Source organism: Pseudomonas lyxosi, assembly GCF_047758685.1.
Taxonomy (GTDB): Bacteria; Pseudomonadota; Gammaproteobacteria; order Pseudomonadales; family Pseudomonadaceae; genus Aquipseudomonas; species Aquipseudomonas lyxosi.
The window spans coordinates 4,694,245-4,713,021 of record NZ_CP180481.1 but is presented as its reverse complement, the minus strand read 5'-3'; the positions used below and the strand labels follow the sequence as shown (position 1 = coordinate 4,713,021).

Below are 18,777 nucleotides of genomic sequence, written 5' to 3'. Positions count from 1 at the left end.
CTTGCGTGGCTGAACCGAATCTCATATAGGTAGATCTTCATGCAGCGAACATATGATGTAGTCATCATCGGCGGCGGCGTTATAGGAAGCTCGCTGGCCTTCTTCCTCTCGTCAAACCCCGACTTTCAGGGTCGGATTGCGGTCATTGAGCGAGACCCGTTCTACCAGGCTTCATCGTCCTCGCTTTCTACGAGCGCGATACGGCAACAGTTTGGGACTCCTCCCAATATTCAAATGTCCGCCAACAGCATCGAGTTCCTGCGCGACGTTCGGGATCGCCTCTATGTAGAAGGACACGATGCAGATGTTGGTTTGCGAGAGCCCGGCTATTTATTTCTCGGCGCCGAAGAGCACGTTGCCAACTTTAAGGCCAAGCACGAAACGCAAGTTGCCTGTGGGTTCGAGGCAGAGCTGTTCGATAAAGAAAGCCTCAAAAAGCGATTCCCCTGGATCAACACTGAAGATTTGGCTATCGCATCTTATGGAACGCATTCCGAGGGTTGGTTCGATGGCCCAGCCCTACTTCAAGCATTCCGACGCAAGGCTCGCAAGCTTGGGGTCGAGTACATCGCCGGCACCGTGAGCTCACTAGATATGGACGGAGACAGAATTGCCGCCGTTAATCTGGAGTCCGGAGACAAGCTGATTGCGGATACCGTGGTAAATGCCGCGGGGCCCTGGGCAGCAAAAGTTGCTCGAATGGCAGGGGTCGATGTACCCGTGTACCCACGCAAGCGCTGCGTATTTGTGTTCGACAGCCCGGAAAAGCACCCCGAGGCACCGTTCATAATGGATACCAGCGGCTTCTTCCTGCGCCCAGAGGGTCATTTGTATATCTGTGGGATAACGCCTGAAGTAGAAAACGACGATGATAATTTTGGGTTGGACGTCGACTACGATCTCTTCGAAGAGAAAATTTGGCCGGCTTTGGCACATCGTATCCCTGGGTTTGAACAATTGCGGATGCTGCGTGCTTGGGCAGGCCTCTATGAATACAACACATTCGACCATAGCGCCCTGATTGGTCACCACCCAGAGCTAAGCAATCTAATCCTCATCAATGGCTTTAGTGGACACGGCATGATGCATGCGCCGGCAGCTGGTCTCGGCGTGAGCGAGCTGATCACTTACGGCGCCTATAGAACCATCGATCTAACGCCCTTCCGATACGAACGTATCGCAGAAGGCGCAAAGATCGAAGAACACGTTTATTGATTGCCTTCCAAGCGCATCTTTCGACAGCCCTTTCTCAGAAGAATCTAAGGAATACGAAATTGAGCATTTCTCGCATCGACAAATCCCCTCGACTTTCTCTTGCCGTCGCCCATCAAGGCACAGTTTATTTGACTGGTCAGGTTGGCGAAGCGGGCGCTAGCGCTGCCGATCAAACTCGACAAATACTTGCTAGCATCGACACGTTGCTAGAGAAAGCTGGTACCGATAAATCTCGGTTATTGCAGGCAACCATCTGGCTTGCAGACATTGGCGATTTCGCCGAGATGAATAGCGTATGGGACACTTGGATTGATCCGCAAAACCCACCCGCTCGCTCCACAGGCCGCATGGATTTGCTCGAACCTGGCCATAAGCTCGAAATAACAGTGGTAGCAGCGACCTAATTCCAAGGCGGCTCCTGAGAAGGCGCCGCCGTTATCTTTGACAGATGACTAAAGGGATTTCGACCTCGAATCGAGACCTATCTCAGGCTTTATTTGCATGCAGTTGATGGAGAAACCCATCTCGAAATTGCTTCCCAAAAAATGGATGAGCGTGAGTAAGCGATTTTGAGATAGAGCCGGCACGAGCGAGATTGTAGTGTTCATAGGGCATTTACGCTGCGCTAGAACAGCCTGCGACCTTCACTGAACCGAACAAAATTATCGTAAGCGTCCAGCCGACGCGCATTCCGAACTCGCACATGCGAGACGGCTCGCGCCCATATAGGCACCAAACGAGTGATATGACCGACTAATGTTTCTCTTATCGATCAGGCTGTAATTGTGAGTATCTAGTGAGATATGACCATACAGCCACGCTACGTCCTGATATGTCCAGATGTGATACTCGAGCCTAGCGCCGGCTCCTCGGCCAACGCCGCTACGCGTTCGATAATTACGCTGATCCGTTACGCTCGGCAGCAAGATGCGATCCGCAGTGGGAGCAGAGATTTTGGTCGCCATCGTAAATCGAACCAACTTGCAGTGTATGCGTCCAGGCATCCCGCCTTGCCTAGTTGCAAAATTGCATAACGACTGAATCGCCAACGGGCGAAATGGCCGGGTTATGGCTGCAACTCATGCTTGGGGCCCTATTTTAGAATAGACCCCGGTATGCAACGTGAGAGTTCACAGGTTTTTACCCCCGACCCGAGACAAGGAGACGTGGCTTCGGGCGCTCGCCGCTTGTCAAAGCTGCGGATCATTTATGAGGCTTGAACATGAACGACCTACAAGAACTGATCGATAACAATTTGCGTTGGGCCGATGCAATCAAGCAGGAAGATCCTGATTTCTTCGCCAAGCTCGCACGCCAGCAAACCCCCGAATACCTCTGGATCGGTTGTTCGGATGCACGAGTGCCAGCCAATGAAATTGTAGGCATGCTCCCGGGTGATTTGTTCGTGCACCGCAACGTGGCCAACGTCGTGCTGCATACTGACCTGAACTGCCTGTCGGTGATCCAGTACGCCGTGGATGTGCTCAAGGTCAAACACATCCTGGTCACCGGGCACTATGGCTGTGGCGGTGTGCGCGCGGCGATGGAGGATCGCCAGTTCGGCCTGATCGATGGCTGGCTGCGTTCGATTCGCGACTTGTACTACGAGAAACGAGTAGAGCTGGGTCAGTTAGCGACGGAAGAAGAACGTGTCGACCGGCTGTGTGAGTTGAACGTGATCCAGCAAGTGGCTAATGTCGGTCACACCAGCATCATCCAAAACGCTTGGCATCGCGGCCAGAGCCTGTCGATCCATGGTTGTATTTATGGCATTAAGGATGGTCGCTGGAAGAGCCTGGACGCAACCATCAGCGGCTTTGAGCAACTGCCGCCGCAATATCGCCTGCGGCCGATCGACTAATCGGCTTAAGTCACTTCATCCAGTCTGCGAAGGGTTCGATTGACGGGCCCGGTCGCGCATTTCGTCTTGGCCTGAAATACAGTTTGTGCAACTGCTGGTCAGTGGGGAAGCAATGCTTGGTAAACGAGAATGCAAACAGGTGTTCAAGGCGATGTCGACTGCGATGCCTTGACCAAGATAAAGGCAGTTTGCAGTGCCAGGCTTTTCTGCTCATGCACCGGAATCCACTCATGCACAAGGTTGGCGGTGAGGTTGTCGGTCAGAGCAACACTGGCATTCGAGGTGTCAGGCTGCGCACATTCGGCAATCACCTGGCCCCTTAAGGATTTGGGATAGGGGCGACGTTCTTGTGGCATTAGGCGTCCGCTTAAAATTAGGTGGACACTTCACCCTAAGCGTTGCGATCAGGAACGTGTGTTGGCTGGACGGTTACCTTCCAGTGCCTGGAATGCTACTTCAGGCCTCACGCACCGCGCAATCAAGCTAGCTGCCAGTTGCGACGGAGCAACTGATCTATTCCATTAGGGTTGGGCGAACACTTGATAGAGAACAACGCCCGCTTGCTACCCCTGACGACCATGCGGAATAAGGGCACAGCCGTGCCCTTATCTCATCGATCAAATAAAAGCCTTAACTTCAATTCCTTCTTGTTCAAGCACTTGACGCACACGTGACGCAATTCCCACTGCGGCTGGTGAATCACCATGTACGCAGATTGAGTCGATCGGCGTCATTAAGACTTTACCAGACACGGTTTCAATCCCACCCGCCTTAACCATCCGAACTACTCGAGCGGCTGCTGCTTCCGCGTCATGGATCACAGCACCTGGCAGCTTGCGAGAAACCAGGAGTCCTTCCTCTGTATATGCGCGATCAGCAAATATTTCAGAGCGGACGCTCAACCCCATTTCAGAGGCTATACGTTCCTGTTGACCAAGAGCGATCGTCAGACACACAAGCGTTGGATCAACTGCTTTGATTGCCCGACTCACGGCAGCAGCAATTTCACCGTCACTTTGGCAGAGATTACCTAACGCCCCATGCACTTTGACGTAGCGAATAGGATGACCGGAGTATGTTGAGACTGCCTGTGCTGCGCCGATCTGATAAGCGATCAGCCGCTCTATCTCACCAAGAGAAAACTGCATGCTACGCCGCCCAAACCCCCAAAGGTCTGGGAACCCTGGATGCGCTCCGACTGTCACCGCACGTTGTTTAGCAAGCTTGTAGGTAGCTGCCATTATCTCGGGGTCGCCAGCATGGAAACCACAGGCAACGTTGGCCGAACTGACGATGTTAAGGATCGCTTCATCGTCCCCCATCGTGTATGCGCCGAAACCTTCGCCCATGTCAGAGTTGAGATCGACGCTCAGTTTTGTTTGCAATTTCGACATTGGAATTCCTCCAATTAAAGTGACATCAAGACTTGAACGAGAGCCGTCGACTCGCGATACGTACTTCCTCGAGCTGCTGCTCAATTTTTCGCATGGCCTCGATTGCTTCCAGATGATCCGTTTCAACGAAACGAAACTTCGTTCCCGAAGGTGATTGGGCAAGCCGCCACAAATCAGCTTCGATTACAGTGGCGATTTTTGGATAACCGCCGCAGGTGTTTGCATCAGCCATCTGGATAATGGGCTGACCTGATGGAGGGACTTGAACAGTGCCCGACAAAATGCCGTGAGAGAATAGCTCGACAGGATGCTTCAAACTCAAACCGATTCCACTCAGTCGATAGCCCATGCGATTAGCTTCCTGGGTTAACTCCCAAGCGGTCGCATAAAACGATTTCAAGGAGTCTTTGGTAAAAAAATCGTGCTCCGCGGCGCGTAGCACCCGCAAGCTCACATCACCCTCGTTAGCGGATAGATAGCCTGGTATCGCTCCAAAACCGCTGACGCCGATTACTGTTGGCCGACTACCTAGAGACAAACGATCCCCTCTTCGCAAACCTCTCCCTTCAAGCCCTCCGAAAGCGCATTTAAGATCAGTCGACCTCGACCCCATTAACGGCGGCACGTCGACCCCCCCTTCGAAACTTAAGTAGGCTCGTGCTCCTTTCAAAGGTCGCTCCAGCACAAGTGTTTGACCTGCATGCGCGGTGCTTACCCAATTGGGAGGTATCGGGCAACCAGCTATCGTCGCACCACAATCAGCACCGGTCAGCGCGAAGCGGCAACGCTCTTGAAATCGGAGTTTGAAAGGAAACATAACCACTTCAAGTCCCGCATCCGATGTTGCGTTTCCCAGCAGAGCATTTCCCAATGCTAATGCAGGTCGATCCATCGCTCCACAATGACTTACACCAATATCTAGATGGCCAAATCGACCAAGATCCTGAATCGAATTAGGGGCACCAGTAGTTAGGACTTCAATCATGATTGAACTCCGGATACTCGAAAGTGAATGCGATCACCCAGTTGAAACCGATTTGGCGGAGTGTTCATCGGATCAAATAAGCCAATTTCGGTATGGCCAATCACATGCCAACCGGATGGTGCAGTGCTAGGCATGATGCCCGCCTGACTACCACCTATGATGATCGCCCCTTTACGTACCTGCATACGCGGAACCGATCTACGTGCCCAAGCCAGTTCGGGGGGCAGTCCTGACAAATACGTAAATCCAGGCATAGCACCAATGCTAGACACACAGTAGGTTGCCTCACTGTGGAGCTCAATGACCTTCTCAATGCTGAGACCAGTGTGCTCTGATAGGGCTGGCAAATCTTCGCCAAAATCCCCCCCATAAACTACAGGCACATCTACATCTCGCCCGATGAGAGGGTCAGGCTGAGTGGTATGCCAAAGCGTTTGTAAGACATCTTCAATCTGCTGGGGCTCCACTCGACTGGAATCGTACAGCACCAATAAGTTATTCATCCCTGGAACACTTTCCCGTACCAGTGGCGAACCAGCCAATGCCTTGTTAACGGCCCAAAGGCGCTGCTGCAGCACTTCATCGAAACGTTCTGAAGCGACGTCAAAAAGGATACCGTTAGTCCCCGCACGACTTAATCTTGAGGCGCTGCCGATCTCAACCATGCTTACATCTCACTCGTTAACTGGAACGGTGTAGTTGAGGATGAGGCGACCGCCATCTGGATAGATGGTTTGCCCGATGATGTAAGAAGCGTCGTCACTGGCGAGGAATGAAGCAACGCTGGCGATTTCTGAGGGTTCGCCGCAGCGCCCAAGTGGGGTACGGGAAAGAATCGTTTGCCTCTGAGCATCACTGGCCATGACAGAGCTTTTCACCATATCGGTAAGGATAGTGCCAGGGCCAATCGCGTTTACCCGGATGCCATGTGGTGCAAGCCCAACGGCCATTACAGCAGTCAGTTGTTTGATCCCACCTTTCGAAACCGCATATGCCACAGAATTGGGGATGGCCAGTTCGGCATTGATCGAAGACATGTTGATAATCGAGCCACCTCGACCCTGAACAATCATCGTCCGCGCGACGGCTTGAGCGATCAAAAACGGAGCTTTCAGGTTGACCCGCTGTACCCGGTCGAACGCTTCTTCGGGAAAATCTACAAACGCATCGAGATGGATGATCCCTGCATTGTTTACCAGGATATCGACAGATCCGAAGACACTGACGGCTTTGTCGACGATTTCTTTCGCCATATCGCTATTAATCAGGCTGAGATCTCCGGCCCAAAAACTAACGTTTTCTCCCATGCGCCCTGCGACCGCCTCGACGATGTCTGCCTTCACATCCACCAAAAGTACCTTGGCGCCGTCAGCCAGGAACCTTTCAGCACAAGCCAACCCCAGCCCCTGAGCCCCGCCAGTGACGATAACCACTTTATCTTGATGCTTCATGTTCATCTCCAGCGTTAAAGTTCTTTTGGATACTATATCCTTTACAAAAAAAAACCAGCCCACTGGGGCTTAATTCGCTTAATCGTGGGCTTTGGTGAGCTTGGCTGACCAGGAGCTTAGCCCGCGCCCAAGCTAGGCCACGCAGATGGCATGAGTGTAGGCCCGGCTGCCTTCTTACATATATCCTTGTTTTTTATAGTTTTTATATGAATATCTGGAATTTAGACCGAGGAATACGTTTTTCCCGTCGGGAAAAATGTTGACTGAACAGTGTGTTCGGCATAAGAATAATTGGAGATTTTATCCAATTCAGATTTTTCGTGGTTTTATCTGGAGTCGACGGGCAAGGTTGCTAAGATGATGATGCACACCAAAATGTGCCGACAGTATCCCCTCTGGGCTGTCGACCCGGTCGCCTAAAACGCGGCAACTAACCGATAAAGTGCGATGGCTGGTAAGGATATGGTTGTTCAGAAAAAAACGATTTCGACTCAGGTAGCCGACTTAATTCGTAAGCGGATTCTGTCTGGGGAATACAAGGCAGGCCACCAATTGCGGCAGGAGCACATTGCCACCGATATTGGTGTGAGCCGCATCCCCGTCCGCGAGGCGCTACATCAGCTGCATTCGGAAGGGTTTGTCACATTGGTATCCCATAAGGGCGCCATCGTTTCTAAGATTTCCCTGGAGGAAATTTTGGAAATGTACGAGCTGCGAGCCAGGATTGAAACGTGGCTGCTAGCGCTAGCCATTCCACAAATGACAGAGGCGGACCTTCAGCACGCGAAAGAATGTGCAGAGCTATTTGGACAAGAAGGCCAACACTCTGAGTATTCTCACGAACTCAACTGGGCTTTCCACACGGCTCTTTACGCCCCTTCCAAGCGCGCTGCGACTATAGAAATGGTCGGACGGATTCATCAGCAAATTGAGCGCTATACCAGAATGATGGTCAACCTCGCAGGCAGCCAAGAGAAATCGCATCGAGAGCATTTAATCCTGCTGGATCTCTGCCGCGAGCGCGACACCCTACGAGCAGTGAATCTGTTGGACATGCACATTATAGACGGAGGCAAATTCCTGGTTAAATCATTGAGTGAACTTCGTGACCAAGAACAGAGTGAACTTCAAAGGGTGGCCGAGAAGTCATAAGCATCGCCACCACTTACTAAAGCCGCTGCAGAGATGTTAAACGCCAACTCTGCGCCGGCCGCATATACCCACTGTTCTATAGTCACTTAGTAACCTTTCGACATATTCATTCCACCTTAGCTTAAATAAAGCCGAAGTAGCGAACTGCTATGAACTAAATTTTCTCGAGCCAACTCTTCCACACAAGTTTTTAAACCAAGTCATCTAGCAAGCACACTGATAAGCAAACCAATATCGAGGTCGCTATGTTTATAAACGTTTCTGATGAGAGTATCACGGTCAATAATAAATGGGAGAGAGCTGAGCTTGCTCAAATCGAAGAAATATCAATGTATCCAGTCGCATTGATAGGTGATGTTCTACAGCGCTTGGGAATGATGGCGTCAGTGATCCGGCATGTTGCAGGAAAAGCAACATTCTTCGGAACTGTACTTCCTATACTTACGTGGGAGGGTGACAATCTCGCTATCCATCGTGCTCTTGACGACGCCCAACCAGGTGATGTTCTAGTTATCAATGGAAACGGAGAGATCAATCGTGCATTATTCGGCGATTTGCTTGGCGAGGTGTGCCTTGCACGCAAAGTCGCAGCGGTGGTTATCGATGGCGCAGTTCGTGACATTCAAGAGCTCGATGCCATGGGGCTTCCCACTTATGCTCGTGCGGTAAATCCAGCGGGCCCTTCTAAATACGGCCCGGGCCAGGTAGGTTTTCCTGTTGCGTGCGGTCACATAGTCTGCAATCCAGGTGATGCCATTTTCGGAGACCGCGACGGAATCATCGTTATCGATCGGCGGTTGGTTTCATCGTTAGCTGCCAAACTGAAACTTCAAGATGATGTAGAAAATAATTTCAGAGCTAGGGTTCGGGCGAGTTTAGGCTAACAGCCCAAATCTCTCCACTAGGAGGGTCGATCAGCGCCAAATTTGGCATTTCCCACCACTTGACGGGTGGGGATTTGCGCTGCGAACCAGTCGCAATGTGCGTGAGGCCATTCAGTGCGCGCTCCGCTATCTGCCGCTTAGCACGGCGTACTGCCGATTGGAGATATTCTGCGATCAGCACGAATACGGCACTAGCGTCGACGCCTCAGCGATCCCACACCACTGCGGCAGTTCCTAATGGAGCGAGATATGGCGACAGGCATTCGTCTGTTCGACGAGCTCGCCTTGTCGGGATTGCACGTGCTGCGGCTCGAATTTCAGGGCAGGCCGCTGGCGCACGCTGACTGGATCGAAGCACTCAGCGGCATCGCGCCACACTATGGATGTTCGCGCGACGCCATCGTGCTGCGTCGACAGGATGCAGAGTTGCCTGTGCCGATGTACGACGTACATCTGGTCCGGCTATTGGAAGAGCAGTGCCGCGCGCAGCTGGAGAGACGGCAAGTCGACGGCGTCACCGGCCAGGTCCGACAACTTCTCATGGGGGCAACGGGGCTGGCAGCCTCCCTCGAAGATGTTGCGAATGCTGGCTATGGCGTCGCGCAGCCTGCATCGCAGGCTGACAGAGGAAGGCATTACCTTCCGCAAACTTGTCGAAGCGGAGCGTAAACAACTAGCTGGATAACTGCTGGAAAATACTGAGATGAAGCAGGAAGATCTAGCATTTCAGCTTGGTTACGGTGATTCCACAGCCTTCGCGTGCGTTCCGGCGCTGGTTTGGACAGTCACCGAACGAGTATCGGAAAGTCTCAAAGCGGTGAGCGAAAATCGTATCACCGACCATCGACTTGCGACGAAGTTCTGCCCAATCAATGAGAGCTGTCATGGCGGGCGTCGGATTCCATAAAGGGGTATTCCATTCGCGGGGAACCTCTGGACACACGGTGCGGTGAACAAGCCGTCCTGGTGAAGTACCGTCAGCTGCTAGCTGTGACTACTCGGCAGAGCCTTCGACTCCACCCCGCGCTGGATTACGTCAGCTTTTCCGCGAGCTTGAATACGTTGTCACTCGACAACACAACAGGGCTCAGCCTGATTAACGCCAATCTTCAGGGCCATCAAGGCCGCCAGGCCCTTCCCATTCGGCGAGATTTCCTAGGCATCCATGCCGCAGGAATTGACGCGGGCATATCCAATTTAGTCCGTTCAGACGATCACACAGAAATTCACAAACATTACATTGGTAACCGCTACAGGACCCATGCGGACCAAACTGTCGTTTTCCGGTAGCGATCAATTATGGGGCTGGATGTCGCCGAAGAGTTTAGCTGAAAGGTTTTCGAACCGGGCAGGATCCCTTTCACCTCGGTTCAATTTGCCAGCGCAGCCTCAACTCCATTAAAGAGACTACCCAATGACCTACACCAATCTCCTGCTGGAAATGCACGGAAAAGTCGCTCTTATTACTCTCAACCGTCCGCAAGCACTCAACGCACTGTCTCCAGAGTTAACCAAGGAACTCTGTCACCTTCTTGATTTATTGGAGACTGATGACAACGTGGGCGCCGTTGTCTTGACTGGCAACGCGAAAGCCTTTGCTGCCGGTGCCGACATCAAGTCAATGCAAAATTTTTCTTACATGGAGGTCTACAAAACTGACTTCATCACCGCTACCTGGGACCGTTTGGCGGCGTTTCGAAAACCCACTATCGCTGCAGTAGCTGGATACGCTTTAGGAGGCGGCTGTGAGTTCGCAATGATGTGCGACTTCATCATTGCCGCTGACACAGCGAAATTCGGGCAGCCGGAAATAACCATCGGCACAATTCCCGGGTGCGGTGGCACCCAACGATTAGCTCGTTTTATCGGTAAATCCAAGGCCATGGACATGATTCTGACCGGACGCATGATGGATGCCGTCGAGGCGGAACGTTGTGGTCTAGTGAGCCGACTGGTGCCCGCAGCCCGGCTGCTGGAAGAAACACTCAGCATAGCCGCAAATATATGTCAGCAGTCAGCGCCCATCAACGTGATGGCTAAAGAAGCAGTCAATCGCGCGTTCGAGACCAGTCTTGCCGAAGGTGTGCGCTTCGAGCGTCGCCTGTTTCATTCCACATTCGCTACTGAAGATCAGAAGGAAGGCATGCAAGCGTTTATCGAGAAGAGAAAGCCAGTTTTTTCGGATCGTTGATCCAAGGATTCTCTATCCCCTTGTCTGCCGTACTTCCAATACCGGCACGCGCACACTTGGTAAGCCCCATAAGTCCTATCGGAGATCCCCATGTCCTCGCCTGATGTTTATGTTCTCAGCGCAGTCAGAACACCCATTGGAACCTTCGGCGGTTCACTCAAGGATGTGCCACTCACGCAACTGGCAACGACGGTGGTTAAAGCGGCATTAACGCGCAGTGGGTGCGACGCACAACAGATCGGTCATGTGGTGATGGGTAACGTCATTCCAACCGAACCCAAAGATGCCTACGTGTCGCGTATCGCTGCCCTCAATGCAGGCATTTCACAGGAAACTCCAGCGTTCAATGTCAACCGACTATGCGGCTCTGGCCTGCAAGCGATCATTAGCGCGGCTCAGTCGCTGATACTGGGTGATGCTGAAATTGCCGTTGCCGGCGGAGTCGAGTCCATGAGTCGCGGCCCTTATATGTTGCCCGGTGCACGTTGGGGCGGACGACTGGGAAATCTTGAAGCCATCGACTACATGCTCGGCATTTTGCATGACCCTCTATACGGCATCCATATGGGCATTACGGCTGAAAATATTGCAGAGCGATATGGCATCAGCCGGGAAATGCAAGACGCTCTGGCGCTACAAAGCCAGCAACGTGCGGGCGCAGCGATTGCCAACGGGTACTTCCTGAGCCAAATCGTGCCCGTTGAGATTACCAGCCGTAAGGGCATCGAGCGCTTTGAAGTGGATGAACATGTCCGCAGCAATACCTCTCTAGAACAGTTGGCAAAAATGAATCCAGCTTTCAGGAAAGATGGCACCGTTACTGCGGGCAACGCTTCAGGCTTGAATGACGGTGCCTCAGCGTTGGTGCTGGCAACCGGTGCGGCGATCCAGAACAGCAACCTGCGTCCCCTCGCCCGCCTTGTGGCGTATGCCCATGCCGGGGTCGACCCGCAACTGATGGGGCTCGGCCCGATCCCTGCCACACGCCAGGCATTGGCACGCGCCGGTTTGACGGTGGCCGATCTGGATGTCATCGAATCAAACGAAGCGTTTGCGGCCCAGGCTTGTGCTGTGACAGGTGAGCTGGACCTGGATCCGGCAAAGGTCAATCCCAATGGCTCTGGCATTTCGCTCGGACATCCCGTGGGCGCCACCGGCGCCATCATCACGACTAAGGCCATTCATGAACTGCATCGCATCCAGGGGCGCTATGCATTGGTGACGATGTGCATTGGTGGTGGACAAGGGATCGCTGCGATCTTCGAGCGCGTTTGACTTTGACTCAATGGAAAATTCTATGAATAAGCAACGAATAGCTGTGATTGGTGCAGGCACCATGGGCAATGGTATCGCTCAAGTGTGCGCTATCGCAGGCCTGCAGGTAACTTTGGTGGATGTCAGCGATGAGGCATTGGCACGAGGCCTGAAAACCCTCGCGACTAATCTGGATCGCCAGATTCGCAAAGGTACTTTGACGCAAGAATCGAAGGATAATGCTTTAACCAGGGTCCATACGACGACGGACTATGCCGCATTGTCTGACGCAAGCCTGATTATCGAAGCCGCCACCGAAAACCTCGAGCTGAAGTTGCGCATCCTTCAACAGATCGACCAGCAGGTCGATGCCGCAAGCATCATTGCCAGTAACACGTCATCGCTGTCCATTACTCAACTGGCGGCAGCAGTCAGCCATCCTGAACGTTTTATCGGCCTGCACTTTTTCAACCCCGTTCCGATGATGGAACTGGTGGAGCTGATTCGCGGACTGCAAACCTCCGATGCAACCCATGCTCGTACGTTGACCTTCGCCAAAGAAATTGGCAAAACGCCGATTACGGCGAAAAACAGCCCAGGTTTTGCAGTCAATCGCATTCTGGTGCCCATGATCAATGAAGCCATTTTCGCATTGCAGGAAGGCCTGGCCAGTGCGGAAGATATCGACACTGGCATGAAACTGGGCTGCCACCAGCCGATCGGCCCGCTGGCACTGGCCGACTTGATCGGTCTCGATACGTTGCTGGCGGTGCTTGATTCGTTCCATGACGGCTTCGGTGACCCCAAGTACCGCCCTGCTCCATTGCTCAAGGAAATGGTTGCTGCGCGGCATCTGGGTCGCAAAGTCGGGCAAGGGTTTTACCGCTATGACTGAGCGGCAGTCCTTGGCAAGCGTCGAAAGCTTGCCTTCTACCCTGATACGTCAGCTTCAGGCACGTCAAAAAGCGGTAGAGCTTTTCGCCATCAGGGGTTTCGGTCAGGTGAGCATGCGCGAGTTGGCAGCCCATCTCGGAATCCATGCTGGATCGCTGTATCACCACTTCGAAAGCAAGGAAACCCTTCTATTCGAATTGATCGAAGAGCTTTACGAGACACTGCTGGTTAATGCACAGAGCCAATTGAGCAGGAACAGAAGCGCCACAGAAAAATTGAATGCGTTGCTACAGGCACATATCGCCCTGCATGAACAAAGAGCGGCGTACTTCCAAGTGGCCGAGCATGAATCGCGCAATCTCTGCACTCAACATCAGGAGCGGATCCAGCAACTGCGCCAACGTTACGAGGAGTACTTTCTGACGTTGCTTTCAGATACCGGATCGTACTCGCCAAACCTGAAGGCAGCGGTTCAAAGCATGGTGTCTATTTTAAACAATATCCCGGTGTGGCTTGAACGTACCTCGCTGTCTAAAATCGAACGCGTGAAGCTGATGCTTGAGACCGCTCAGGGTTCAATTGCCTGGGCACTCGGGATGCAAAGGACCGCCTGAACCCTGCCCCACGGCGCATCAAACAATTGAGGGTGTACGCTGTACACCCTCAAGATTGCGACTGACATAGCCTCAATAGGCGATGACGATCGACTTGGTTTCGGTGTAAGCCTCAATGGCTGCGCGGCCGTTTTCGCGACCTATCCCTGACTGTTTGAAACCACCAAACGGGATGTTCGGATCCGACGGCAGATGGGTGTTGATCCAGACCGTACCCGCCTCGATGCGCTCGGCGACCCGTAACGCATTACTGATATTGCGCGTCCAAACACTGGCTGCCAGGCCGTAGGGGGTATCGTTGGCCTGACGAATCACTTCCTCTATGTCATCGAAAGGCTGAGCCACAAGTACCGGACCGAACACTTCTTCCCTAACCAGCGTCAGTGGCTTACCCGAGGTATGAACAAACACCGTGGGCTGGACGAAGTATCCAGCACCCTCTGGCGCCGCACCTCCCGCCAGCAACTCAGCGCCCTCGCGCTCACCCGTCTCGATCAGCCCCAACACTCGCTGACGTTGCTTGGCTGAAATCAACGGGCCAATTTGGCTCCGCGGATCGAAGCCTGATCCCAGGCGCAAGTTCTTCGCCGCCTGGGCAACCCCATCGACAACTTCATCGAAGTGTTTCTTGTGCACGTACAAGCGCGAGCCCGCGGTGCAGACTTGCCCTTGATCATAAAAAATCGCGCTACTGGCGCCGGCAATCACAGCTTGCACATCAACGTCGTCCAGAACAATGACCGGGCTTTTGCCGCCCAATTCCAGTGACACTCGTTTGATGTCATGCCCGCATTGCTGACCGATTATCCGACCGACTTCGGTGGATCCGGTAAACGCGACTTTATTCACACCGGGATGGCGGACCAGAGCGGCACCCGTTGCACCATCACCGGTAATGACATTGAAAACACCTGGGGGAATGCCCGCCTGCAACGCCAATTCAGCCAGCTTTAATGCAGTTAAAGGTGTCTCTTCAGAAGGTTTCAGCACCAAGGTACAGCCGGTGGCCAGCGCCGGCGCGATTTTCCATATGGCCATTAACAGTGGATAGTTCCAAGGGACAATGGCCGCCACTACACCCGCCGGCTGGCGTTTGACGATAGCCTGAAAACGGGTTCCAGGAGCAGACGCCGAGACGTCCAGCGCCAAGCCTTCGATCTTGGTCGCCCAGCCGGCCATGTAACGAACCCACTGTGCACCGGCGAGGACGTCGAAGCCTCGGGAGTTAGCCAACAGTTTGCCGTTATTGAGCGTCTCCAGGCCTGCCAATAGATCGGCGTTTTCCTCGATCAAGTCAGCAAAGCGCAGGATCATCCGCTCACGGACTGCCGGAGTGATATCTCGCCAGTGAGTGCTGCTCAGCGCAGCCTGGGCCGCGCGCACCGCTGCGTCCACGTCCTTTTCACCAGCGTGAGAGATTTGCGCGATCTCCTGGCCGGTTGCAGGATCATGGATTGCAGCGGTACGACCATCGGCCGCTGCTCGCCATTCACCATTGATCAGCAGCTCACGGGTCATCGCCAAGGCTGCCTTTAGAGCAACTTCATTCGTATGTGCGTTCATCGACTAACTCCCATTTCATTGTCGGGGTGTGTTTCCCCAATTTGTTGTTCAGGGACAAGAGGGAATCTTGCTTGCATGAGGACCGGGTGCCGGCTCGATCTGGGGGGACTTGCGAATAAATACCGCCGGTATCAGCGCACACACCATCAACAGTGCCGCCAACCAGAAGCACTCATGAAAGGCTTCAAACGCCGCCGTCGAAGCATTGGTTATGGCATGCCCTTCCAGCCGCGATTGGTAAAGGATCGCCAACACATTGATTCCGATCGCCCCGCCCAACTGCATGAAAAAATTCATGGTGGTTGAGGCATAAGGCAGTAATGCGGGCGGAACCGACTGAATGGCAGCGACAGTGGTAGAGGGAATCAGCATCCCCATCGCCACACGACTAAGCGTGAACCACGCGGCAACCACCCAGAAGCCAGTGACTGCAGTTGTGAAGGTGAAACCGATGCTCGCCAGCGCAAACAGAAACAAACCGGAGATGGTCACAGTTCGGGCGCTGAGCTTGTCGCATAAGGCACCCGCACTGAAAATGACCAACACAAGAATAATCCCCCCCGGTACCTGCATTGCGCCGGAATCTGCCGGTGAGTAACCGGCGGCACTTTGAAGGAAATACGGAATTAGATAGCTCGTGCCATAGAGACAGAACCCATAAGGTACCGCCACCAGAAACACGGACCAAAACCGTGGGTTGCGAAACAGACTGAGTTCGACCAATGGGGCCTTGCAGCGCAGTTGCCAGAACACTAGCCAGACCAGACTGACCAGTGTCAGTGCCACGCATCCCAACGTCTGCCAGGTTGTCCATCCTTTGCTCAGGCCTAACCCGGTAATGTTCAGCAGAGCGAAAATGAAGACTGTCAGCAACAACATCCCCAGCCAATCAAATCGACCGTGAACGATGGTTGGGTCCGCCTCGGGTACATACTTGAACGCCAGTAACAGCGCAGGCAAGCAGAACAGAACCGGAAACAGGAAAATCACAGACCAACCAAATGGCCCCAGCAATACACCGCCAACTGCAGGGCCAATGGCAGGCGCCAGCACCGCGCCGACACCAAAGACTCCCATGGCCATCCCTACGGCTTGTGGCGGGAACACTCGGGCAATCGTGATCAGTGCCACTGCAGGGACCAGTCCCATCGCAATGCCCTGCATGACGCGAGCAAAAATGGCCACCTGCGCATTCCAGCTCATAGCGCCTAGCAGCGAAACACCGACGAACAGCAACAGGGTGAATACGTAAACACGCCGCAGACCAAATCGCCCCGTAAGCCATCCGGTGGCCAGAATTGAGGTGGTCGCAGTGACCTGGAAGCCAGTTGCAAGCCACTGAATGACCTCTTGACCAACATTGAAAGCGACCATCATCTCCGGCAAAGCCACCATCACCATGGTCGCGGAAAACCCCAAGGCGATGGTGCCCAGCAGCACAGTGATGCTGGACATCCAACGATAGTTTCGAGTGAGTTGTTGCGTATCCTGAGTACTCATGGGGATGCCCTGCTCATACGGTTGGCTGCAGCACCGCACAGAGCGGCGCTACGCATGCTTGCAATCACTCGTCGCTGTAGACTGCTTTGTCAGCGTGCCAGCGTGTCCAGAGATGGGTATTGGGCATTTGGTAGGCATTCACCTCACGATCTATCACCACCTGGACGATGGCCGGTTTTCCGCTGGCAAATGCCCGCTCCATGGCCGGAGCGATTTGTTCACTGGTTTCACAGAATTCGCCATGTCCGCCCATGGCTCGGGCCATGTCATCCAGACGGACGAAGGCATGATCGACCTCGAAGGTGCGTCCGCAGACGTGCATGTAGTAAGGCACCTCCAGAGACCAGCCCTGGTCGTAACCCACCACAATGACGATCGGCAATTGATATCGAACCGCCGTTTCAAACTCCATCGGGTAGAAGCCGAAAGCGCCATCTCCCGTGATAAGGCAGACACGCTTGTCAGCATTCGCTTCGGCCAGTGACGCACCCAGCGCGTAAGGCAGGCCTGTCCCAAGATTGCCTAGCTTGCCGGCAAACATGAACCCACCCAGCGAATGCTGGATATAGTTGTGCATCCAGATACTGAAAGCTCCACCATCCCTGATCAGGACAACATCCTCAGGCAGGGTCTTTTGGACTTCGAGCACTGCGCGCCCCGGGTGAATCGGCGTGCTCGAGATGGTCGCGACCTGAGCACAGAAATCGGCATAACGGCTTTGCCGCTCGGCTTGCCAGCGCTCCACCTGGGCGTTGTGCTGAAGCGGCTGATGGCGACGCAGCGCAGCGATCAACCGCGGCAAAATCTGCCGCATGTCACCCGCCAGGCCAACCTCCACCGGACGATTGCGACCAATGTTATGTGGATCCAGATCGAGCTGAATCCAGCGCTGTGTGCCATGTTTACCGAAATAATTCGGAAAGCCCTTCTGCTCATTTGAATAGGCGTAACCGCCGAAACCCAGCTTTTCACCGATGGGGGTTCCGATCGCGAAAATCACGTCCGCATCGCGACTGATGCTTGCCCCTGGTTCAAGACCCAGATCAAACACATACGGATGTGTATCCGCCAAAACCCCACGACCGGACGCAGTGAGAATTACAGGTGCTTGCAGTGCTAGCACCAGCTCATCGAACAGCGCCTGGGAACCCGAGTTACGAATCCCGGTACCGCCAACCAGCAAAGGTGATTTGGCCTGAACCAACATCGATGCGACTCTTTCGATCTGCGCGTCGCTGACAGTTTCCTCGAATGTCGTCGGCCGATACTGCTGCGGAGGCACTAGCTCACCGAAATCGCGATCTTCCAACAACATATCAAAGGGCAGACCAATGTAGACCGGACCCGGAGTACCGGATCGCAATTGCCGGAAAGCCTCATGAAAGAGTTCATCGGCCTCCATCGGATTCTCCAGCACTGCGGCAAACTTGGTCATGGGCCTGACCACTTCAATACTCGGCGGGCACTGGAATTTCGAGCGCCGGGGAGAATTACGCGCCAACGACGTGCGTTCGGAACCGATGTACAACACAGGAAGGTGCTCCTCCCATGAGTTGGCGATGGCCGAATAAAGATTGATGACGCCGGGGCCACAGTTGGCACCTACCACTGAAATATTGCCTGTGAACGCGGCATAGGCCTCAGCCATGAAGCCGCTGGCAGTTTCATGGTGGGGAGCGATCAATGGGACACCACGATCATGCAGTGCATGATGCAACTTGCCGAAAGTGACTTCTGGCAGTGAAAAAAACTTGTCTATGCCTTCGGCAACTAACAGGTCAGCGATACGTTCACCTAGCGATTGCAGGGCCATCGTCTC

General features: G+C 53.7%; 18 protein-coding genes. 10 read left to right on the top strand and 8 right to left on the bottom strand.

Annotated elements, in window-relative coordinates; all coding sequences use genetic code 11:
- Positions 1-39: 39 nt before the first annotated feature.
- The 3 genes from ACMXYI_RS21695 to can all read left to right on the top strand — a co-directional run bounded on the left by ACMXYI_RS21695 (position 40) and on the right by can (position 3,076).
- Entirely contained in the window at positions 40-1,215 is a 1,176-nt protein-coding gene (locus tag ACMXYI_RS21695; protein ID WP_415768998.1) for an NAD(P)/FAD-dependent oxidoreductase, read from the top strand.
- A gap of 59 nt (positions 1,216-1,274) precedes the next feature.
- Positions 1,275-1,619 carry a RidA family protein gene (locus ACMXYI_RS21690; RefSeq protein ID WP_415768997.1) on the top strand — a complete coding sequence of 115 codons (345 nt, stop codon included), beginning with the start codon at positions 1,275-1,277 and terminating at the stop codon, positions 1,617-1,619.
- Positions 1,620-2,437: 818 nt separating this feature from the next.
- The gene (gene can, locus ACMXYI_RS21685) at positions 2,438-3,076 is read left to right on the top strand and encodes a carbonate dehydratase (RefSeq protein WP_415768996.1); all 639 of its coding nucleotides are present in this window, start codon (positions 2,438-2,440) and stop codon (positions 3,074-3,076) included.
- Between the two features lie 143 nt (positions 3,077-3,219).
- On the opposite strand, the gene ACMXYI_RS21680 is transcribed toward can, so the two are convergent.
- The 5 genes from ACMXYI_RS21680 to ACMXYI_RS21660 all read right to left on the bottom strand — a co-directional run bounded on the left by ACMXYI_RS21680 (position 3,220) and on the right by ACMXYI_RS21660 (position 6,906).
- Positions 3,220-3,432 (bottom strand): hypothetical protein, encoded by a 213-nt coding sequence (locus tag ACMXYI_RS21680; protein ID WP_415768995.1) that lies wholly within the window; start codon positions 3,430-3,432, stop codon positions 3,220-3,222.
- 261 nt (positions 3,433-3,693) lie between these two features.
- Positions 3,694-4,470 carry a LamB/YcsF family protein gene (locus ACMXYI_RS21675; protein WP_415768994.1) on the bottom strand — a complete coding sequence of 259 codons (777 nt, stop codon included), beginning with the start codon at positions 4,468-4,470 and terminating at the stop codon, positions 3,694-3,696.
- Between the two features lie 25 nt (positions 4,471-4,495).
- Positions 4,496-5,455, bottom strand: coding sequence for a biotin-dependent carboxyltransferase family protein (locus tag ACMXYI_RS21670; RefSeq protein WP_415768993.1), 960 nt, complete (start codon positions 5,453-5,455; stop codon positions 4,496-4,498).
- Positions 5,452-6,120 (bottom strand): 5-oxoprolinase subunit PxpB, encoded by a 669-nt coding sequence (pxpB, locus tag ACMXYI_RS21665; protein WP_415768992.1) that lies wholly within the window; start codon positions 6,118-6,120, stop codon positions 5,452-5,454. The genes ACMXYI_RS21670 and pxpB overlap by 4 nt, the downstream gene beginning before the upstream one ends.
- A gap of 9 nt (positions 6,121-6,129) precedes the next feature.
- Positions 6,130-6,906, bottom strand: coding sequence for an SDR family NAD(P)-dependent oxidoreductase (locus tag ACMXYI_RS21660; protein ID WP_415768991.1), 777 nt, complete (start codon positions 6,904-6,906; stop codon positions 6,130-6,132).
- 447 nt (positions 6,907-7,353) lie between these two features.
- Between ACMXYI_RS21660 and ACMXYI_RS21655 the strand changes: the two genes are divergently transcribed.
- The 7 genes from ACMXYI_RS21655 to ACMXYI_RS21625 all read left to right on the top strand — a co-directional run bounded on the left by ACMXYI_RS21655 (position 7,354) and on the right by ACMXYI_RS21625 (position 13,895).
- Complete coding sequence (locus ACMXYI_RS21655) at positions 7,354-8,058, top strand: GntR family transcriptional regulator (protein WP_415768990.1); 705 nt, start codon at positions 7,354-7,356, stop codon at positions 8,056-8,058.
- A gap of 245 nt (positions 8,059-8,303) precedes the next feature.
- Entirely contained in the window at positions 8,304-8,942 is a 639-nt protein-coding gene (locus ACMXYI_RS21650) for an RraA family protein (RefSeq protein WP_415768989.1), read from the top strand.
- Positions 8,943-9,164: 222 nt separating this feature from the next.
- Positions 9,165-9,611 (top strand): AraC family transcriptional regulator ligand-binding domain-containing protein, encoded by a 447-nt coding sequence (locus ACMXYI_RS21645; RefSeq protein ID WP_415773946.1) that lies wholly within the window; start codon positions 9,165-9,167, stop codon positions 9,609-9,611.
- Positions 9,612-10,356: 745 nt separating this feature from the next.
- Positions 10,357-11,133, top strand: coding sequence for an enoyl-CoA hydratase (locus ACMXYI_RS21640; protein ID WP_415768988.1), 777 nt, complete (start codon positions 10,357-10,359; stop codon positions 11,131-11,133).
- Positions 11,134-11,223: 90 nt separating this feature from the next.
- Positions 11,224-12,408, top strand: coding sequence for an acetyl-CoA C-acyltransferase family protein (locus ACMXYI_RS21635; protein WP_415768987.1), 1,185 nt, complete (start codon positions 11,224-11,226; stop codon positions 12,406-12,408).
- Between the two features lie 22 nt (positions 12,409-12,430).
- A complete protein-coding gene (locus tag ACMXYI_RS21630; RefSeq protein WP_415773945.1) occupies positions 12,431-13,282 on the top strand; it encodes a 3-hydroxybutyryl-CoA dehydrogenase in 852 nt (283 codons plus the stop codon).
- Entirely contained in the window at positions 13,275-13,895 is a 621-nt protein-coding gene (locus tag ACMXYI_RS21625) for a TetR/AcrR family transcriptional regulator (protein ID WP_415768986.1), read from the top strand. Before ACMXYI_RS21630 ends, ACMXYI_RS21625 begins: the two co-directional genes overlap by 8 nt.
- A gap of 72 nt (positions 13,896-13,967) precedes the next feature.
- Here ACMXYI_RS21625 and ACMXYI_RS21620 read toward each other — a convergent pair whose 3' ends face one another.
- From ACMXYI_RS21620 to ACMXYI_RS21610, 3 genes are all read right to left on the bottom strand, one after another.
- Complete coding sequence (locus ACMXYI_RS21620; RefSeq protein ID WP_415768985.1) at positions 13,968-15,458, bottom strand: aldehyde dehydrogenase family protein; 1,491 nt, start codon at positions 15,456-15,458, stop codon at positions 13,968-13,970.
- 48 nt (positions 15,459-15,506) lie between these two features.
- Positions 15,507-16,958, bottom strand: coding sequence for a DHA2 family efflux MFS transporter permease subunit (locus ACMXYI_RS21615; protein WP_415768984.1), 1,452 nt, complete (start codon positions 16,956-16,958; stop codon positions 15,507-15,509).
- A 64-nt stretch (positions 16,959-17,022) separates the two neighbouring features.
- Positions 17,023-18,771 carry a thiamine pyrophosphate-binding protein gene (locus ACMXYI_RS21610; RefSeq protein ID WP_415768983.1) on the bottom strand — a complete coding sequence of 583 codons (1,749 nt, stop codon included), beginning with the start codon at positions 18,769-18,771 and terminating at the stop codon, positions 17,023-17,025.
- Positions 18,772-18,777: the final 6 nt, after the last annotated feature.

Bases quoted from the DNA above. Each gene is read 5' to 3' on its own strand.
- ACMXYI_RS21635 (WP_415768987.1), top strand. From the start codon at position 11,224: ATGTCCTCGCCTGATGTTTATGTTCTCAGCGCAGTCAGAACACCCATT.
- ACMXYI_RS21660 (WP_415768991.1), bottom strand. From the start codon at position 6,906: ATGAAGCATCAAGATAAAGTGGTTATCGTCACTGGCGGGGCTCAGGGG.
- ACMXYI_RS21625 (WP_415768986.1), top strand. From the start codon at position 13,275: ATGACTGAGCGGCAGTCCTTGGCAAGCGTCGAAAGCTTGCCTTCTACC.
- ACMXYI_RS21655 (WP_415768990.1), top strand. From the start codon at position 7,354: ATGGCTGGTAAGGATATGGTTGTTCAGAAAAAAACGATTTCGACTCAG.
- can (WP_415768996.1), top strand. From the start codon at position 2,438: ATGAACGACCTACAAGAACTGATCGATAACAATTTGCGTTGGGCCGAT.
- pxpB (WP_415768992.1), bottom strand. From the start codon at position 6,120: ATGGTTGAGATCGGCAGCGCCTCAAGATTAAGTCGTGCGGGGACTAAC.
- ACMXYI_RS21650 (WP_415768989.1), top strand. From the start codon at position 8,304: ATGTTTATAAACGTTTCTGATGAGAGTATCACGGTCAATAATAAATGG.
- ACMXYI_RS21695 (WP_415768998.1), top strand. From the start codon at position 40: ATGCAGCGAACATATGATGTAGTCATCATCGGCGGCGGCGTTATAGGA.
- ACMXYI_RS21640 (WP_415768988.1), top strand. From the start codon at position 10,357: ATGACCTACACCAATCTCCTGCTGGAAATGCACGGAAAAGTCGCTCTT.
- ACMXYI_RS21670 (WP_415768993.1), bottom strand. From the start codon at position 5,455: ATGATTGAAGTCCTAACTACTGGTGCCCCTAATTCGATTCAGGATCTT.
- ACMXYI_RS21630 (WP_415773945.1), top strand. From the start codon at position 12,431: ATGAATAAGCAACGAATAGCTGTGATTGGTGCAGGCACCATGGGCAAT.
- ACMXYI_RS21610 (WP_415768983.1), bottom strand. From the start codon at position 18,771: ATGGCCCTGCAATCGCTAGGTGAACGTATCGCTGACCTGTTAGTTGCC.
- ACMXYI_RS21615 (WP_415768984.1), bottom strand. From the start codon at position 16,958: ATGAGTACTCAGGATACGCAACAACTCACTCGAAACTATCGTTGGATG.
- ACMXYI_RS21620 (WP_415768985.1), bottom strand. From the start codon at position 15,458: ATGAACGCACATACGAATGAAGTTGCTCTAAAGGCAGCCTTGGCGATG.
- ACMXYI_RS21675 (WP_415768994.1), bottom strand. From the start codon at position 4,470: ATGTCGAAATTGCAAACAAAACTGAGCGTCGATCTCAACTCTGACATG.
- ACMXYI_RS21680 (WP_415768995.1), bottom strand. From the start codon at position 3,432: ATGCCACAAGAACGTCGCCCCTATCCCAAATCCTTAAGGGGCCAGGTG.